The following is a 16508-nucleotide window of genomic DNA, read 5'->3' on the forward strand; positions in this document are numbered from 1 at the left end:
TTATCTGTAAAAAATTAATATATGTCCAGAGAGTCAATGGAATATGATGTTGTAATTGTTGGTGGGGGCCCATCAGGATTATCAACAGCCATAAAATTAAAGCAATTAAACTCAAATCTAAATATTTGTATTTTAGAAAAAGCATCTGAGATTGGTGCACACATATTAAGTGGAAATGTTTTTGAAACAAGAGCACTAGATGAGTTGATTCCAAACTGGAGAGATTTAAAAGCACCAATAAAAACAAAAGTTACAAAGGAAAAATTTTTGTTTTTAGGTAAAACAAAATCATTAAGTTGGCCCACATGGTTATTACCCTCTGTCCAAAAAAATCATAAAAATTATATCATTAGTCTTGCAAATTTATGTAGATGGCTTGCTGAGCAAGCAGAAGCACTTGGTGTAGAAATATTTCCAGGATTTCCTGCAAGTGAGATTTTATATAATGATGATGGATCTGTTAAGGGTGTAGCCACACAGGATATGGGTATAGATAAACAAGGAAATAAAAAAGATAGCTTTGAACCAGGTATCGAACTTATTGGTAAAGTTACAGTTTTTGCAGAAGGTTGCAGGGGTCATTTAGGAAAGGAATTAATTAAAAAATTTAATCTTGATAAAGACAAAAACCCTCAACAATATGGAATTGGTTTTAAAGAAATTTGGGAGATCGATGAAAAAAATCACGAAGAAGGAATGGTAATGCATACAGCTGGATGGCCTTTAGATAATAATACTTATGGTGGAAGTTTTATTTATCATGCTGAAAATAAACAAGTGTTTTTAGGATACGTGATAGGTTTAGATTATCAAAATCCTCATCTTTCTCCATTTGATGAATTTCAAAGATTTAAAACTCATCCTTCAATAAAGAAAATTATAGAAGGTGGAAAAAGAATTTCTTATGGCGCTAGAGCTTTAATTGAAGGTGGCATTCAAAGTTTACCAAAAATGTTTATGCCTGGAGCACTACTTATTGGATGTGATGCAGGAACTTTAAACATGCCGAAAATCAAAGGATCTCATACTGCTATGAAAAGTGGAATTATAGCTGCTGAAACAATAAATTTTCATTTTGAGAAAGGTGATGAGCTATCTGTCTATGAAAAAATCTTTAAAGAAAGTTGGCTTTATAAAGAATTATACAAAGCAAGAAACGTTAAACCAAGTTTTAGTTGGGGTTTAATTTTAGGAATAATTTTTACCGGAATAGATCAAATTTTATTCAGAGGAAAACTTCCTTTCACTCTAAAACATAAGCATGCAGATCATGAGACGTTAAAACCTGCAAATAAGATGCCAAAAATTGATTATCCAAAACCTGATAATGTGATTACTTTTGATAAAACAAGCTCAGTTTATTTAACTGGAACTAACCATGAGGATAATCAGCCAGTACACTTACAGTTAAAGGATAAGGATTTACCTATAAATTATACACTCGAAATGTACGATGAACCTGCACAAAGGTACTGCCCAGCAGGGGTTTATGAGGTTCAAAAAGAAAACGATATAAACAAATTTGTTATTAATGCGCAGAACTGTATTCATTGTAAAACTTGCGATATCAAAGAACCATCTCAAAATATTACTTGGGTTACACCTGAGGGTGGTGGCGGACCTAAGTATGGAAATATGTAATTAATTATTTTAAAAAATTAACAAAAATTATTACTATTCCAATAATACCCAGCCAAATCATAAGATTTTTTAAAAAAACTTTTTTATTTTTATTTGCATAATAAAAGCCCGGGAAGACTAGGACAATTACTAGCAAAAGATATATTATTGATAAAACATTTTCACCCATAAGCTAAATTTATTTATGAAAGATCTATCGCAAATTTTTTGAGAGTTTCAATTGGTAAAATCTTTAATGTATTTTCGTGAGTTCGTTTTAAAAAAATTGGACAACCTTTCCCAGCCTCTACCGCTCTTGCATACCAAGTTGCACAAACACACCAGCCATCTCCATCCTTTAAGCCTGGAAAACCATATTCTGGGTGAGGTGTAATCAAATCGTTTCCTGCCTCTTTGCACCATTCTAGAAATTCTGTTGTAACTTTTGCACAAACAGTGTGTAACCCATGATCATTTTCATCGGTATTACAACAACCATCTCTATACCAACCAGTTAAAGGATCTAGAGAACATTCCTCTAATTTTTCACCAAGAACGTTTTTTTGAATTTTATCCATTGAAAACATCAAATGTTTTTTTATCAATATCTAAATTAAATGAAAAAGATCTTCTTTCACCATCTCTTTTAAAAGGGTAAGCAGTATGCATTAAGTAATTTGGAAATATAATCATATCTCCAACTTTTGGATTATGGTTATACAAGCTATTACTTAAAAACGATTTAGACCCATGTATAAAATCTATTGTCCCATTTGTTTTAAGTCTTTTTGTACCTTTGGTAATATTTTTAGGAATTTTTAAATAGCCAACACCTGAGATGTTCCCACTATGAAAATGAACAGGATTATATTCATTTTTATATTGTCTCACTACCCAAAAGCTTTTTAAATTTATTTTTTTTAAATTTTTATTAGTGCTTTTTTTTATATATTTTTTTACATTTAATTTAATGAATTTAATAAGATATTTGTTAACAAATGAATTTGGTAATCTTATTTCTTGTTTAACTTGACCAACAAGCTTTTTAGAGTAATCACTTTTCTTCAATCTTGATCTGTTATTCACAATTAGATCAACTTCTTTATTAATTCGATTTATAATTTTACTAGGAATTTTAGTTACAGCAATTTTGGGACCAAAAGGGTTTAAGACTCTCATAATTATATTAAATTTTAGTTGGATTTGGTTGACCTTTATAAACTTTTTCTGGGTCAAATTTTTTTTCTTTTTCAGTGAATTTCATCTCAACTTCTCTACCATTTTCAATAGGTCCAAGAGGTATAGATCTATAGAAACAAGATCTATAACCAACATGACAACTAGCTCCATTTCCAATATCAACAGTAAGCCAAATAGAATCTTGATCATCGTCGATTTTGATCTCAGTTACTTTTTGAACAAAACCACTTGTTTTACCTTTGTGCCAAATGGATTGTCTTGATCTGCTGTAGTAGTGAGCTTCTTTTGTCTCAATAGTTTTTTTTAATGCCTCAACATTCATATATCCATGCATCAAAATTTCTTTTGTTTGAGAGCACATCGTAATGACAGGTATTAAACCATCATTATCAAATTTAGGTGAAAGAAGATTTCCTTCTTCAATTTCAACCACATTTTCTCTTTTTTTGAACATATTCGGTAATTATGTAGCACATATATAGATATATTAAATATTTTAAAAATACGCATTTATATGTATAAAGCCTTCCATGAAGTTAGTTAAAGACATAGATAATAATCAAAATTCTAAAAAAATTTCTGATAAAGAAGCAGAAGAAGCTTTTAAAACTATTTTATCTTGGATGGGTGAAGACCCTAATCGTGAAGGATTGTTAGAAACTCCAAAAAGAGTTGTTAAAGCCTTTAAGGAGTATTTTAAAGGTTATAAGGAAGATCCTGTTCAAGTTTTAGATAAAACTTTTGGAGATGTGGATGGTTATGATGACATGGTTATTCAAAAAAATATTTCTATTCAAAGTCATTGTGAACATCATATGGCACCAATAATTGGTAAGGCTCATGTAGCTTACATACCTAATGAAAGAGTTGTAGGATTAAGTAAATTAGCAAGAGTGGTCGAGGTTTTTTCTAAAAGACTACAAACTCAGGAAAGATTAACTATGCAGATTGCGAATACACTGATGCAATCTCTGGATGCCAAAGGGGTTGCAGTTACTATAGACTCAACTCATCAATGTATGACCATGAGAGGAATTAAAAAAGAGCAGGCTACAACTGTTACAAATTATTATTTAGGTCAATTCAAAGAAGATTTAAGTTATCAAAATAGATATTTAAGGTTAATAAGTAATTCAAAAGATTAAAAGTGTCAGACCAATTTAAAGCACTAGTTTTAAATCAAGATGGTGACAACTTTACAAGACAAGTAAAATCATTAGATAAAAGTTTTTTAAAACATGGCGATGTAACCATCAAAGTTGATTATTCAGATCTTAATTTTAAAGATGGAATGATTTTAAAAAATGGTGGTAGGTTAGTGAAAGAATTTCCTCATATACCTGGAATAGATTTTTCAGGAACTGTTTTAGAAAGTGACAATTCAAAATTTAAAGCAGGTGATGAAGTAATTTTAACTGGTTTTAGAGTAGGGGAAATTTTTTATGGTGGATATTCTCAAATAGCAAAAGTTAATGGTGATTTCTTAGTAAAGAAACCAAGTGATTTAACAACTAAACAAGCAATGATCTTAGGGACAGCGGGCTTTACATCTTTGATGGCAGCATTTGCAATAAAAGCTCGAGAGGAAATATTACTTGGTGCAAAAGTAAATGATGTTTTGGTTACAGGTGCAACTGGTGGAGTGGGAAGTATTGCAGTTATGATTCTAAATAAAATGGGATACAATGTTACTGCAGTAACAGGAAAAGATTCTAGAGCAGATTATTTAAAATCATTAGGTGCAAAAAGTGTTATAAATCGTAGTGAATTTGATAAAGATCCAAAACTTATAGATAAAGGTTTATGGGACGGGGTAGTCGATACAGTTGGTGGTAAAATTTTAGCTAATGCAATTGTACAAACTAATTCAAATGGGATTATTGCTGTATGTGGTAATGCTAACACTAATGAACTTAACACAAATGTCATTCCTTTTATGTTACGTGGAATAAAACTTTGGGGCATGGACTCAGCTAATTGTAGTATTAAAAGAAGAGAATTTATTTGGGGAGAAGCTGCTAAATTAATTGATTTTGACTTAATAGAAAAGTCTATTCAAATAGTGAGTTTGGAGGAGTTAATTGAAACTTATCCTAAAATATTAAAGGGTGAAATTTCTGGAAGAGTTTTGGTTGATTTAAATAAATAATGGATTGGGATAAACTTAAGATTTTTCATGCAGTTGCTGAGGCAGGGAGTTTTACTAACGCAACTATAAATCTAAATCTAAGCCAATCAGCAATAAGTAGACAAATTCAATCATTAGAACAAGATTTAAAAGTTCAATTATTTGAGAGACATGCAAGAGGTCTTACACTTACAGAAAATGGAGAGTATGTATTTAAGACTGCTCACGAAGTTATAAGCAAACTCAAAGAGGTAGAAACTTCACTAGGAGATCAAAAAAATAAACCGACAGGAAAATTGACAATTACAACTGTTAGAAGTTTTGGTACCCACTGGTTAACCCCAAGAATTGAGGAATTTATGAGATTAAATCCCGAAGTCGAAATAGAATTGATTTTTGAAGATAAAGAGTTGGACCTGAGTACAAGACAAGCTGATATTGGTATTTTCATGAGAAGACCCAAACAATTAAATTATATTCAAAAAAAGCTTATAGATTTAAAATACTATATTTATGGGTCTAATAAATATTTAGAAAAATATGGTATGCCAAAAACCGTGAGTGACTTAAATAAACACAAATTTATTTCATTTGGTAAAGGAGCACCTTCACCAGTTTATAATCCAGAATGGGCATTAAAATTAGGTATGCACGATGGAAAAAAAAGAAAACCTATAATGAAGGTAAACAGTGTTATGGGACTTCTACTAGCAGTCGAGTCTGGAGTAGGTTTAGCAGCATTGCCTGAGTATTTAGTTAGCAATTCGACCAATGTTATTAAAGTCTTACCAAAATCAGAGGGTCCAATTACAGAAGCTCACTTTGTTTATCCACAATCTCTTAAAAACACAGCTAGAGTTCAGGCTTTTAGGAACTTTTTATTTAGCAAAATAGGCGACTGGAAGTCTCAGTAAGCCTGCGACATCTTTGCGATTGATAATCATTCTCAATGAGAATAGTTCTCATTCTCAATTTAATCATGCGGAAGAATGGAGAAATAATGAGAAAAATATCAATTTTTGCATTGATAGCATCTTTATTTATCTCATCAGTTGCGATTGCAAATGAGGTAAATGTCTTTAACGCAAGACATTATAAGGCTGACGCTGAACTTTATAACAAGTTTACAAATAAAACAGGAATTAAGGTTAACTTGATAAATGGTAAGGCAGGCGCACTTGAAAAAAGAATGATAGAAGAGGGTGTCGACTCTTCCGCAGACCTTTACATTACTGCTGACGCAGGAAGATGTGGAGTATTTAAATCAAAGGGAATGACTCAATCTGGTTTAACATCTGCAGCTATTAAAGCAGCAGTGCCAGCAAATTTTAGAACAAGCCATTGGACCGGAATCGCAAAAAGAGCAAGAATAGTTTTTTATTCACCTGAAAGAGTTTCTGGAGCTGAGCTATCTGGTTTAACTTACGAAAGTCTAGCTGATCCAAAATGGAAAGGTAGACTAGTTATAAGAGCATCCAACAATATCTATAATAAATCACTTGTAGCTTCATTAGTTAAAAATAATGGAAAAAAAGCTACAGCTGAATGGGCGAAAGGAATTGTGTCTAATATGGCTAGGACGCCTAAAGGAAATGATAGAGCACAAATAATGGCAGTTGCAGCTGGCGAAGCTGACATTGCCGTAGCCAACACTTACTATCTTGCATTAATGTTGTCTGGTAAAAAGGGTCCCGAACAACAAGAAGCTGCAAAAAAAGTTAAAGTTTTTTTTCCTAATCAAGGTGATAGAGGAACTCATATGAATATTAGTTGTGCTGCATTAGTAAAAAATGCTCCAAATAAAACTAATGCTATTAAACTTGTAGAGTTTTTATTAACACCAGAGTCGCAAGAACATTTTGTAAATAATACCTTTGAGTTTCCAATGATTGATAATGTCTCAGCAAATTCATTAGTGGTAAACAATATTGGTTTAGATTTTAAACAAGATCTTAAAACAAAAGTTTCTAGTTATGGAGCCAAACAAGCAGATGCGTTAGAAGTAATGACAGCTGCCGGCTGGAAGTAAAATGGTGAAAAATAAAAAGAAATTTATTTCGAATATTGATTTTAATAAATCCTCTAAGGGATGCACTCCATGTTATTTGGAATGTAAAAAAATCGATAAAAAAATAAATGATAGAAAAATTTCAGAAATTAAAACTAGGGAGGTTCCGCATATCCTAAAAGTATTTAATTTTTGATTTTTTCTGGGTGTCCACACTTTTTTTTAAAGTGTGGACACAAATACTTTCCATATTTATAAAGCGGAATATAAATTATGAGAATAAATTTTTGGTATATATCTTCACTTTTTATTTCTATTTTTGTTATTATTCCAATTCTAACAGTATTTTTAAGTTTTTTTGAAACTACATCAAATTACTATCAAATTTTAAAAGATACTTTTTTATTAGAGTATATTTCTAATTCCATAATTTTACTGCTGAGTGTTTTGATATTAACTTTTTTGGTTGGAACTGGTACTGCATACTTAGTATCTTTTTATAGATTTCCGTTAAGTAATTTTTTTAAATGGGCATTGATACTATCATTTGCAGTTCCTCCATATATTTATGCTTATTCATTAACAGCATTTTTTGAAAATTATGGTACAGCGTATTCTATTTTAAAAAGCTTATTTGGAGATAAAAATTATAATTTATATATTCCAAAATTTGATGGAATGCTTGGAGTTATACTATCTCTTTCATTTTCATTATTCGCGTACGTATATATTTTAGCTAGAGCCTCGTTTTTATATCAATCACAAAACTTCATTGATTTAGGAAAAAACCTAGGTTTTACAAATTTTAAAACATTATATTCAATTATTCTTCCTGCAGCACGACCAGCAATAGTTGCTGGCTTATCTTTAGTTGCAATGGAAACATTAGCAGAATTTGGAGCAGTAGATTTTTTTTCAATAAATACACTAACTACAGGAATATATAATTCATGGATAACGTTTGATGACCTCGCTTTTGCAAATCAGTTATCATTTTTCTTATTATTGTTCATATTTGCCTTGTTTATATTAGAAAATTTATCAAGAAATAAGGCGAAATATCACTTTAATGCAAAAGGAGGTTTTAAACAAAAACAGAAGTTACAACTTAAGGGAACCAAATCAATAGCTGCTTTCCTTTTTTGTTTTCTTGTTTTCTTTTTAAGTTTTTTATTTCCTTTAAGTCAAATGTTGTATTGGACAATTAAATTTCCAGAAAATTTATTTGATCTACAAATTATCAATCTTTTAAGTAATACACTTTATTTAGTTATTTTATCAAGTTTTGTATTGATAATGTTTTCTTTAATCTCAAACTATGGAAATAGAGTTACAAAAAATAAAACTTTAAATATTTTATCAACTTTATCAATTTCAGGATATGCAATACCTGGTGTAATTTTAGCAGTCGCATTTATAACTTTCATAGCTTGGTTCGATGAGAGTGTTGTTAAAAATCTAGGATTATTTTCTATCAAGAAAATATTTATTGGCTCTATTTTAGGATTAGTTCTCGTGTATTTTGTGAGATTTTATTCTTTGGCCTTTAATGGAATTAAATCTGGATATGAAAAAATTAATATCTCAGTTGATGAAAGTTCTTATTTACTAGGTTATTCGAAACGAAAAACATTTATGAATATTCATATACCCTTCTTGAGAAACTCTTTATTATTTGTTTGTATATTGATTTCTTTAGAGATTATAAGGGAATTACCTATTACTTTAATCTTGAGACCTTTTAATTTTGAGACTTTTGCAACTACAGCATATATATCCGCATCCGAGGATTTATTAGAGGCTGCTGCCGTCCCATCATTATTTCTAATTTTAATTGCAACTTCTTTTATTATAGTTACATCTAAATATATATTAAGAGATAATAATGAGTAAAAATTTTTTTGAAATAAAGAATGTTGATTTTAATATTGATGGAAAAACTAAAGTTAAAAATGTTTCTTTTTCGATTGAAAAAGAGGGCGACGTAATTTGTCTTTTGGGACCATCTGGTATTGGAAAAACTACAATACTTAGAACAATCGCCGGCTTAGAGAGAATTAGAAAAGGTTCAATAGAATTAAATGGAAAGATTCTTTCTTCAGATAAAATTAATATTGAACCTGAAAATAGAAATGTTTCACTCGCTTTTCAAGATAATAGCTTGTTTCCACATTATGATGTTCAAAAAAATATTTTATTAGGTTCAGAGAAGAATAAAGAAAAAATTGAAAAAAAAATTGATGTAAAAGAAATTATAGATTTATTAGATATATCTCATATTCTCAACAAATACCCACATGAGATAAGTGCTGGCGAGGCACAACGAGCTTCATTAGCAAGATCTTTAATGACTCAACCAGATTTATTATTGTTAGATGAGCCTTTATCAAATGTAGATCAAAGTTTTAAAGAAGAAATTCAAGTGAGACTAAAAAAAATTCTTAATAAATTAAAAATTTCAACAATAATTGTAACCCATGACTCTTATGAAGCATTTTATTTAGGATCAAAATGTGGAATTATTTTAAATCAGGAGCTCAAACAATTTGATGATCCATATAACGTTTATCATTTACCAAACTCAATAGAGGTAGTTAATTTTTTAAATAGAGGCATCCTAATTCCTGCAGAGGTTACAAGTCCTAAGAGTTTAGAAAATAAAGATCTTGGAACTATTACTGGTAATTTCAATAAACCTTTTCCAATAGGATCAAAAGTAAAACTTTTGGTTCAACCAGAAGACTTACATCATGATGACCAAAGCAATTTAAAGTTTGAAGTTATAGACAGGAAATTTAGAGGCACAAATTTTATTTATACCCTTAAAACTCCAAGTAATTTATTAATTCCAGTTTTTGTTCACTCTCACCATATTCATCAACACGAGGAGAATGAAAAATTTGGTATTAAAAGACCAATTCATATTGATCATATTGTTTGCTTCTAATAAAAACTCTCTAAAATGAATAATAAATTTAGAGTTTTTTTAAAGGGTATCTTTGATGTTAGCCCACTAATGATTCCAGTTGTTCCATTTGGTTTAATTTTTGGGGTCCTTTCAATTGATATTGGATTTAGTCCTATAGAAACAATGGGGATGTCCTTAATAGTCTTTGGTGGTGCTTCACAAATTATTTTACTTCAATTATTTTCTGGAGGCGCTTCATCTTTAGTTATAATAAGTTCAGTTGGAGCAGTGAACTCAAGACATCTTTTATATGGAGCCGTTGTTTCTGAGCATTTATCAGATTTAAAACTTATTTGGAAAATTGTAATCTCATATTTTTTAGTTGACCAAGCTTTTGCAAGATCAAACGAGTATTTTAAAAAAAATAAAGATACAAATAAATATTTTCATTTATTTGGTGGTGGTATTACTTGTTGGGTTATTTGGCAGACAACCACCTTTTTAGGGATTGTTTTGGGAGCTTTTATTCCTGAAAAACTAGGTTTAAGTTTTGCAGTGCCACTAACTTTTTTAGCATTATTAGTAAATGATTTTAGAAAATTGATAAATGTGATCGTGATAATTATTTCAGGATTAGTCGCAACATTTGGATTTAATTATGTTCCTTATAAAGCATATGTAATTGTTGCTGGAGTTATTGCTTTATTTACGGCAGCAATTTTAACTAAGTTGGTTAAAACAAATGAGTAATTGGTTGTTAATCATATGCTGTGGTTTGATAACTTTTTTGACAAGGTTTTCAATGATAGCATTATTAAAGAGAGAAATGTTCAATGATAGAATAAGGGAAATTCTCTCTTTTGTACCTTCAGCAATTTTTCCTGCAATTATATTTCCTGCTATTTTTTTAGACAACTCTGGAGATTTTCAATTAGAAAATAATCCAAAAATTATGGCATCAATAATTGCAATGTTAATTGGAATAGTAAGCAAAAATATTATTGCGACAATTATCTCAGGATTAGCTTCTTATTGGTTTTTAATTTTCGTGGTATAAGAAATTATGAAAAGATTTTTTATTTCAATTTTCTTTTTATTTTCATTAAGCGCTAATGCAATAGAAAAAGAAACAACTTTTAAGAAAGACTTGTTTGATAAAGCTCAATCAGAGGGAAAAATTGTAGTAATAAGCTCTTGGATTAAATATTGCACATCATGTGCGAGCCAGATGAAAATTCTTCAGAATGCGAAAAATAAAGGTGAATTATTAGACATTAAATTTGATAATATTGAATACTTTTCATTCGATGTGACGAAAAAGGAAATCTCTAATTTATTTGATGTACAATATCAAACAACATTAATAATTTTTAAAGGCAATCAAGAAGTTTACAGAAGTATTGGTGAAACAACCAAAGATTTAATTTATGAAGCATTAAAAGCTTCAATTTAAACTAAGCACCCAAATTAATATTTTTAGCAACGTTAAAATCTATTTCGGTAGGTTTTTTTAGATTTAGATTATTCATTAACTCAACATATTCATCTACACTACTAACTTGTAATCTTGGATTTTGTTTTTTTTCTTTACCGATAGTACTCACTTTCTCTCCTTTATAATCGTGAGCAGGGTATAAAAAAGTTTCATCAGGAAGTTTTAATAGTTTATTAAAAATGGAGTTATATGCATCTTTCGAGTCCCCGTTTTGAAAATCAGTTCGACCTGTTCCATTTATCAGCAATGTATCACCAGAAAAAAGATAATTATCCATCAAAAAACTATAACTATCTGAGGTATGGCCCGGAGTATACATAGCTTTAATCTTTAAATTTTCTAAATTTATATATTCATCATCTTTTACTTTAATTTCAACAGCATCAGCCGGAGTATGATCACCCATTATTGTGGAGCATTTTGTAATGTCTTTTAATTTTGAAGCACCTGTCACATGATCAGCATGTATATGTGTGTCAATTACTTTAACTAACCTTAAATCTAATTCTTTTAATAAAATTATGTAATCACTTACATTTTCCAAAACTGGATCAATTATCAAAGCCTCTCTTCCTTTAGATGAGGCAATTAGGTATGTGTATGTGCTAGATTTTTGATCAAATAGTTGTTTAAAAATCATAACTAGACATTATCATATAAGAATGGAATCCACTACATTTGATTGGTCTTGTTCACACACATGGAAACAAAGTGCTAAAAATACTGCATGGTGTTTACTTGGATGTTCAATTGGAGATTTCGGAACAATTTTATTTTTTCAATTAACTAAAATACCGTTCCCGGTTTTGGCCATTATGATATTAGCAATCATTAATGGATTGATCACAAGTATAATTTTAGAAACAATTATTTTAATCCGTCAAAATTTAGAATTTAACAAAGCCTTAAAAACAGCTTTAGGCATGAGCTTTATTTCAATGATAAGCATGGAAATCACAATGAATTTAACCGATTACTTTCTGACTGGTGGAGCAATCTTAACATGGTGGGTTGTGCCTTTGATGCTTATAGTGGGTTTTTTAACACCATGGCCATATAATTATTGGAGATTAAAAAAATATGGCGTCAGCTGTCATTAAAAATTGGGATAATAAAACCTGGCTCTCTTCAAAAACCTATATTAATTCATTTAATAAATTTTTGATAAAGAATTTGAAAATTAATTCAAAAGCAAAAATTTTAGACATAGGTTGTGGAAGAGGCAAGATCTTGGGTTCTTTGAGTTCAAAACTAAGGCTAAAAAAAAAACCATTAGGAATAGATATAATTAATCATAAAGATAAAGATAAAAGAATTAAATTTCGAAAAATTAACTTAATTAATTTTTCCCAAAAAAGTAAAGAAAAATTTGATTTTATTTTGATTAAACAAACAATTCACCTAATCAAGTTAAATGATATAAAAAAGATATTATATCAATTAAAAAAAAGATTAAACCCTAAAGGTAAAATTGTAATTTTTACTTTAGATACAGATAAAAATGAAATTCCAACTTTTAAAACAATGAAAATAAAACTTAATAATTCTCTTAAAAGAGATAAGAAGATATTAAGAATAATTACAAAAATATTTCCATATAGAAATAAAAAAAAATTTATTTACAATGTGAAAATTAATAAGAAAAAGTACTTAGAGATGATTAGAAATAGATATATTTCAACTTTAATACCTCTAACAAAAAAACAACTTTTAAGAGGAATTCAAGAAATTAGTGTAAAATACAAAAATACACTTAAGTTTAAAGATAAATTAATTTGTATTATTTTATAAAATTCTTTTAAGTAAATTTTCTTTAAAAAACAATTTATGAACAATTACAGCTAAGATATGTAATGTTATCAATCCAATTAACGTAAAGTTTCCAATTATATGAATCTCATAAAATATATCTGCTAGCTCAAAATTGTCTTTAATTTCAATCTTAGAAAAAAATATATCAAGTTCTTCACCATTAAATAATTTTTTTAAAGCACCCGAGATAGTTATTGTCAAAATTGAAATATATAAGAGATAATGATTCAATTTTGCTATAAACTTTTGTCCAGCAAAAATACTATTTTTTAAAGGTGGAGTAGGATTAAAAGTTTTATATATAAGCCTAAATAAAGTTAAATAAAATATACTAATACCTATTGTGACGTGCAAACTTTCAACAGTTAATCTTTTTTCACTAAAATCCATATCCACCAAGTAAAATCCCAAAGGAATTTGAATAATTAATACTGCGGCACTTAACCAGTGAAATGTTTTGGAAACAGTCCCGTATTCTGTTAGAGTATTTGTTAAGCTCATATGATTTTAAAATATATCATAAATGTATTAAAATTAATTTTTTTCATTAAAATTTTCCTCATTCTATCACTTCCAGCTAATTCTGAGTTATCAGTTGAAGAAATCATCAAAGGTAGAAAAGCATTATTTAGTAAAAATTATAGCACCGCAAAAAGAGTTCAAACTTTTGCTAGTGAAGGGGAATTTGATAAAGCAAAATCTTTGATGATAAAAATGAGTGAAAATTATAAAACTTTAATAGAATATTTTCCAGATAACAGTAAAGAGGGTTTTAAAACTGAGGCTCTTCCATCTATTTGGGAAAATAAAAAAGAATTCAATGATTTAATGAAAAAATCGTCAGATGATATGATTAAATTAGCATCATTATTTGAGGATGCTGATGATGTAAGAGCTATTCTAACTCAAATGATGTGGAGTAATTGTAAAGCTTGCCACAGTAAATTTAGAGCACCACATTAAAATTTTAACGAAGGGGTTCGCTCTTTCGTTCTCCAACCAAAAGAGCTCCCCTTAGTCGCCTTTTTGGCATTTAAGTCCTAATAGACTTTTATTTTTTTCGTTTTCGTTTTTATGAAACTTGAACCTACCCAGCTAAGTGTCAGGTGGCATTTGATTCATTAAATTACCTCCTTATAAAAAAAAGATAAATTTTGATTAGGTTGTATTCAAGAAATATATTTAATTAAAATCAAAATTAATTACTTGAATACAACCTGGCTCTTTTGTAGTCTTCCACCATCAAAAAAATCTTCACTTAGAAATAGAAATTCAATTTACATTAATACAAATTCTAGTTAAGATAATTTATGAACTATTTAAGTGGACTTATAAATCTTATTTTTTGTTTAGTTGTTTCAACAATTATAATTTATGCAATAAATTTTATAGCAGGATTTGCTGGAGCTGATTATTCATTTACAAATGGCGAGGTATTTGTGATGTGGATTTTAATGGCGATCCTCGTTAATAATTGTTTTAGAAAATAGCTACTTTATCAATGAACAATTCAGTAAAGACAGACGACGTTATATTTAATTTTTTTAAACAAATTTGTGATGAAAAAGATGAGCTTAAGTGTGTTGAGCTAGGAAATAGCTGGATAAAAGCTATGGAGACCAATTTATCAAACATGGAAGCAAACCTAGATGAAAAAGATAGGATTAAACATAAAGAAGATATTCAAAATAATCGTGATCACTTAAATGGTCTTAAAGGCAAAACTTCAGCTGAGTGGAAAGAATATGCAACTAAATGTATGATTGAAATTATGGATAGTAAAGTATAAGTACTATCTCAAAGAGGGGTGTCTTAACAGACTGAGATTAAACCCTAAGAACCTGTCCGGTAATTCAGAAAGGGAGATTAATGGATAAAACATATTTTTTAAGCCAATCAATATCACTAACTTTGGTTATTTTAATAAGTTTAATATTTGTTTTTTTAGGCTTCTATAATTCAAAAAAATATCAAGATCTTAATAACTATCTAACAGCAAATAGGAGTATAGGATTATTTTCTTTAACAACTAGCTTGACTGCTTCAGCTCTTGGAGCATGGATTTTGTTTGGTCCAGCTTCAGCAGCGAGTTGGGGAGGGATAGGAGCCATTATCGGATATTCACTTGGAACAGCTTTTCCAATGTTTTTTTTAATTTATCTTGGAAAAAAAATTAGAAAAGAACTTCCTAGAGGATCTTCTCTTATAGAATTTATGAGAAAAAAATTTAGAAAAAGTTTATTCAAACTTATTCTGTTAATGATTATTTTTTACATGTTTATTTTTTTATGTGCTGAGGTTACTGCAGTTGCTATCTTGATTAATTATATTTCAGGTACAGAGCTTTGGATAACTGCTTTGATTGTATTAATGTCCACTCTTGCCTACACTTTATATGGAGGTTTAAGAGCCTCTATATTTACAGATAATATTCAAATGATCGTCATAGGGGCCCTATTATTGATTTCTTTAGTTTACATTAATCCTTCCATTGGATCTGAATTTTCATTTGAATTTATATATGAAAAGAATCCCCAACTTTTAAGCTTATCTTACGTTCCTGGTTATACTGCTGGTCTAACTTTTTTTATAGCCGTTGCAGCAACTAATCTATTTCATCAGGGTAATTGGCAAAGGGTATATGCAGCAAAAAATTTTGAAACTTTGAAAAAAAGCTTAATGATATCTTTTTTTATAATTATACCGATAGTTTTTTATATGGGTTTTGCTGGAATGGTTGCTTTCTCAATAGACCCTACTATTAGACCTGATTTAGGATTTTTTACTTTACTACTTAAAGAACAGACAGAATTATTTTCATTATTTGTAATAGTATTAGGGTTAGCATTAACTATTTCAACCGTTGACACATTAATAAATGCAATATCAAGTTTAATTGTAGTTGATGGTAAAGCAGTAATAAATTTAAATAAAAAAACAAATTATTTAAATTTATCTAAAAAGATAATTTTGTTTTTATCCTTTATTTCATTTATTGTTGCATCTAAAGGATTTGATATTTTATATTTATTTTTATTAGCTGACTTATTTTGTTGTGCTTTTGTACTGACTGTTTTTGTTAGTTTTTATGATAAGTCAATTAATGAAAAGTTAGCATATTTCTCTATTTTAGTTGGACTTGTCGGTGGTTTTTTATTGTTCCCTACGCCCGATTTCTCCAAAAGTTTATTAGTAGGGATTCTTATATCAAAAGATTTATTTCCATCTTTTGTTGCACAATCTTTACTCTTTTTATCTTTCATAATAGCGACCTTTCTACCTTTATTTATTATTAAAATGAAAAAGCTTCATATAAGTTGATTGTATTAAAGAAATT

The 16508-nt window shown here is 29.1% G+C and carries 21 protein-coding genes and 1 pseudogene; 17 read left to right on the forward strand and 5 right to left on the reverse strand.

Annotation, left to right across the window (positions count from 1 at the left end; all coding sequences use genetic code 11):
- Positions 1-21 precede the first annotated feature (21 nt).
- Entirely contained in the window at positions 22-1641 is a 1620-nt protein-coding gene (locus B5L73_RS02485) for an electron transfer flavoprotein-ubiquinone oxidoreductase (protein WP_085147474.1), read from the forward strand.
- 182 nt (positions 1642-1823) lie between these two features.
- Here the strand turns inward: B5L73_RS02485 and B5L73_RS02490 are convergent, their stop codons facing one another.
- The 3 genes from B5L73_RS02490 to hisI are packed head-to-tail and all read right to left on the reverse strand — an operon-like array spanning position 1824 to position 3274.
- Positions 1824-2198 carry a DUF2237 family protein gene (locus B5L73_RS02490; RefSeq protein WP_085149589.1) on the reverse strand — a complete coding sequence of 125 codons (375 nt, stop codon included), beginning with the start codon at positions 2196-2198 and terminating at the stop codon, positions 1824-1826.
- Positions 2191-2799, reverse strand: a complete 609-nt coding sequence (locus tag B5L73_RS02495; RefSeq protein ID WP_085147476.1) for a putative 2OG-Fe(II) oxygenase — start codon at positions 2797-2799, stop codon at positions 2191-2193. The genes B5L73_RS02490 and B5L73_RS02495 overlap by 8 nt, the downstream gene beginning before the upstream one ends.
- 7 nt (positions 2800-2806) lie before the next feature.
- Positions 2807-3274, reverse strand: a complete 468-nt coding sequence (gene hisI, locus B5L73_RS02500) for a phosphoribosyl-AMP cyclohydrolase (RefSeq protein WP_085147479.1) — start codon at positions 3272-3274, stop codon at positions 2807-2809.
- A gap of 76 nt (positions 3275-3350) precedes the next feature.
- Between hisI and folE the strand changes: the two genes are divergently transcribed.
- The 10 genes from folE (at position 3351) to B5L73_RS02545 (ending at position 11317) form a co-directional block, all read left to right on the forward strand.
- Positions 3351-3965, forward strand: coding sequence for a GTP cyclohydrolase I FolE (gene folE / locus B5L73_RS02505; protein WP_085147481.1), 615 nt, complete (start codon positions 3351-3353; stop codon positions 3963-3965).
- Between the two features lie 2 nt (positions 3966-3967).
- The gene (locus tag B5L73_RS02510; RefSeq protein WP_085147483.1) at positions 3968-4969 is read left to right on the forward strand and encodes an MDR family oxidoreductase; all 1002 of its coding nucleotides are present in this window, start codon (positions 3968-3970) and stop codon (positions 4967-4969) included.
- Entirely contained in the window at positions 4969-5862 is an 894-nt protein-coding gene (locus B5L73_RS02515; protein ID WP_085147485.1) for a LysR family transcriptional regulator, read from the forward strand. Before B5L73_RS02510 ends, B5L73_RS02515 begins: the two co-directional genes overlap by 1 nt.
- A gap of 35 nt (positions 5863-5897) precedes the next feature.
- The gene (locus B5L73_RS02520; protein ID WP_232309680.1) at positions 5898-6977 is read left to right on the forward strand and encodes an extracellular solute-binding protein; all 1080 of its coding nucleotides are present in this window, start codon (positions 5898-5900) and stop codon (positions 6975-6977) included.
- A gap of 1 nt (position 6978) precedes the next feature.
- A complete protein-coding gene (locus B5L73_RS06410) occupies positions 6979-7152 on the forward strand; it encodes a hypothetical protein (RefSeq protein ID WP_157101071.1) in 174 nt (57 codons plus the stop codon).
- Positions 7153-7229: 77 nt separating this feature from the next.
- Positions 7230-8849 (forward strand): ABC transporter permease, encoded by a 1620-nt coding sequence (locus B5L73_RS02525; RefSeq protein WP_085147489.1) that lies wholly within the window; start codon positions 7230-7232, stop codon positions 8847-8849.
- The gene (locus B5L73_RS02530) at positions 8842-9903 is read left to right on the forward strand and encodes an ABC transporter ATP-binding protein (RefSeq protein WP_085147491.1); all 1062 of its coding nucleotides are present in this window, start codon (positions 8842-8844) and stop codon (positions 9901-9903) included. The genes B5L73_RS02525 and B5L73_RS02530 overlap by 8 nt, the downstream gene beginning before the upstream one ends.
- 15 nt (positions 9904-9918) lie before the next feature.
- Positions 9919-10614 (forward strand): AzlC family ABC transporter permease, encoded by a 696-nt coding sequence (locus B5L73_RS02535; protein WP_085147493.1) that lies wholly within the window; start codon positions 9919-9921, stop codon positions 10612-10614.
- Entirely contained in the window at positions 10607-10921 is a 315-nt protein-coding gene (locus tag B5L73_RS02540) for an AzlD domain-containing protein (protein WP_085147495.1), read from the forward strand. Before B5L73_RS02535 ends, B5L73_RS02540 begins: the two co-directional genes overlap by 8 nt.
- Before the next feature lie 6 nt (positions 10922-10927).
- Positions 10928-11317, forward strand: a complete 390-nt coding sequence (locus tag B5L73_RS02545) for a TlpA family protein disulfide reductase (RefSeq protein ID WP_085147497.1) — start codon at positions 10928-10930, stop codon at positions 11315-11317.
- 7 nt (positions 11318-11324) lie between these two features.
- Here the strand turns inward: B5L73_RS02545 and B5L73_RS02550 are convergent.
- Positions 11325-11999 (reverse strand): annotated as a pseudogene (locus B5L73_RS02550) (MBL fold metallo-hydrolase); the annotation flags it as partial.
- 22 nt (positions 12000-12021) lie between these two features.
- Between B5L73_RS02550 and B5L73_RS02555 the strand changes: the two are divergent.
- Entirely contained in the window at positions 12022-12459 is a 438-nt protein-coding gene (locus B5L73_RS02555) for a DUF4396 domain-containing protein (protein WP_085147501.1), read from the forward strand.
- On the forward strand, positions 12440-13150 hold the full coding sequence (locus tag B5L73_RS02560; protein ID WP_085147503.1) for a methyltransferase domain-containing protein: 711 nt from the start codon (positions 12440-12442) through the stop codon (positions 13148-13150). Before B5L73_RS02555 ends, B5L73_RS02560 begins: the two co-directional genes overlap by 20 nt.
- On the opposite strand, the gene B5L73_RS02565 is transcribed toward B5L73_RS02560, so the two are convergent.
- On the reverse strand, positions 13145-13672 hold the full coding sequence (locus tag B5L73_RS02565) for a cytochrome b (protein WP_085147505.1): 528 nt from the start codon (positions 13670-13672) through the stop codon (positions 13145-13147). The two genes, B5L73_RS02560 and B5L73_RS02565, sit on opposite strands and share 6 nt — an antisense overlap.
- On the opposite strand from B5L73_RS02565, the gene B5L73_RS02570 reads away from it, so the two are divergent.
- The 4 genes from B5L73_RS02570 to B5L73_RS02585 all read left to right on the forward strand — a co-directional run bounded on the left by B5L73_RS02570 (position 13673) and on the right by B5L73_RS02585 (position 16492).
- Complete coding sequence (locus B5L73_RS02570) at positions 13673-14134, forward strand: cytochrome c (RefSeq protein WP_085147507.1); 462 nt, start codon at positions 13673-13675, stop codon at positions 14132-14134. It abuts the gene before it with no gap.
- 347 nt (positions 14135-14481) lie between these two features.
- A complete protein-coding gene (locus tag B5L73_RS02575) occupies positions 14482-14661 on the forward strand; it encodes a hypothetical protein (RefSeq protein ID WP_085147509.1) in 180 nt (59 codons plus the stop codon).
- 11 nt (positions 14662-14672) lie between these two features.
- Positions 14673-14960 (forward strand): hypothetical protein, encoded by a 288-nt coding sequence (locus B5L73_RS02580; protein WP_085147511.1) that lies wholly within the window; start codon positions 14673-14675, stop codon positions 14958-14960.
- An 80-nt stretch (positions 14961-15040) separates the two neighbouring features.
- On the forward strand, positions 15041-16492 hold the full coding sequence (locus B5L73_RS02585; RefSeq protein WP_085149592.1) for a sodium:solute symporter family transporter: 1452 nt from the start codon (positions 15041-15043) through the stop codon (positions 16490-16492).
- Positions 16493-16508 lie beyond the last annotated feature (16 nt).

Origin of the sequence: Candidatus Pelagibacter sp. RS39 (genome assembly GCF_002101315.1) — a bacterium.
Taxonomy (GTDB): domain Bacteria; phylum Pseudomonadota; class Alphaproteobacteria; order Pelagibacterales; family Pelagibacteraceae; genus Pelagibacter.

Bases quoted from the DNA above. Each gene is read 5' to 3' on its own strand.
- B5L73_RS02545 (WP_085147497.1), top strand. From the start codon at position 10,928: ATGAAAAGATTTTTTATTTCAATTTTCTTTTTATTTTCATTAAGCGCT.
- hisI (WP_085147479.1), bottom strand. From the start codon at position 3,274: ATGTTCAAAAAAAGAGAAAATGTGGTTGAAATTGAAGAAGGAAATCTT.
- B5L73_RS02490 (WP_085149589.1), bottom strand. From the start codon at position 2,198: ATGGATAAAATTCAAAAAAACGTTCTTGGTGAAAAATTAGAGGAATGT.
- B5L73_RS02570 (WP_085147507.1), top strand. From the start codon at position 13,673: ATGATTTTAAAATATATCATAAATGTATTAAAATTAATTTTTTTCATT.
- B5L73_RS02530 (WP_085147491.1), top strand. From the start codon at position 8,842: ATGAGTAAAAATTTTTTTGAAATAAAGAATGTTGATTTTAATATTGAT.
- B5L73_RS02515 (WP_085147485.1), top strand. From the start codon at position 4,969: ATGGATTGGGATAAACTTAAGATTTTTCATGCAGTTGCTGAGGCAGGG.
- B5L73_RS02520 (WP_232309680.1), top strand. From the start codon at position 5,898: ATGAGAATAGTTCTCATTCTCAATTTAATCATGCGGAAGAATGGAGAA.
- B5L73_RS02580 (WP_085147511.1), top strand. From the start codon at position 14,673: ATGAACAATTCAGTAAAGACAGACGACGTTATATTTAATTTTTTTAAA.
- B5L73_RS02555 (WP_085147501.1), top strand. From the start codon at position 12,022: ATGGAATCCACTACATTTGATTGGTCTTGTTCACACACATGGAAACAA.
- B5L73_RS02525 (WP_085147489.1), top strand. From the start codon at position 7,230: ATGAGAATAAATTTTTGGTATATATCTTCACTTTTTATTTCTATTTTT.
- B5L73_RS02485 (WP_085147474.1), top strand. From the start codon at position 22: ATGTCCAGAGAGTCAATGGAATATGATGTTGTAATTGTTGGTGGGGGC.
- B5L73_RS02575 (WP_085147509.1), top strand. From the start codon at position 14,482: ATGAACTATTTAAGTGGACTTATAAATCTTATTTTTTGTTTAGTTGTT.
- B5L73_RS02560 (WP_085147503.1), top strand. From the start codon at position 12,440: ATGGCGTCAGCTGTCATTAAAAATTGGGATAATAAAACCTGGCTCTCT.
- folE (WP_085147481.1), top strand. From the start codon at position 3,351: ATGAAGTTAGTTAAAGACATAGATAATAATCAAAATTCTAAAAAAATT.
- B5L73_RS02535 (WP_085147493.1), top strand. From the start codon at position 9,919: ATGAATAATAAATTTAGAGTTTTTTTAAAGGGTATCTTTGATGTTAGC.
- B5L73_RS02495 (WP_085147476.1), bottom strand. From the start codon at position 2,799: ATGAGAGTCTTAAACCCTTTTGGTCCCAAAATTGCTGTAACTAAAATT.
- B5L73_RS02540 (WP_085147495.1), top strand. From the start codon at position 10,607: ATGAGTAATTGGTTGTTAATCATATGCTGTGGTTTGATAACTTTTTTG.
- B5L73_RS06410 (WP_157101071.1), top strand. From the start codon at position 6,979: ATGGTGAAAAATAAAAAGAAATTTATTTCGAATATTGATTTTAATAAA.
- B5L73_RS02585 (WP_085149592.1), top strand. From the start codon at position 15,041: ATGGATAAAACATATTTTTTAAGCCAATCAATATCACTAACTTTGGTT.
- B5L73_RS02565 (WP_085147505.1), bottom strand. From the start codon at position 13,672: ATGAGCTTAACAAATACTCTAACAGAATACGGGACTGTTTCCAAAACA.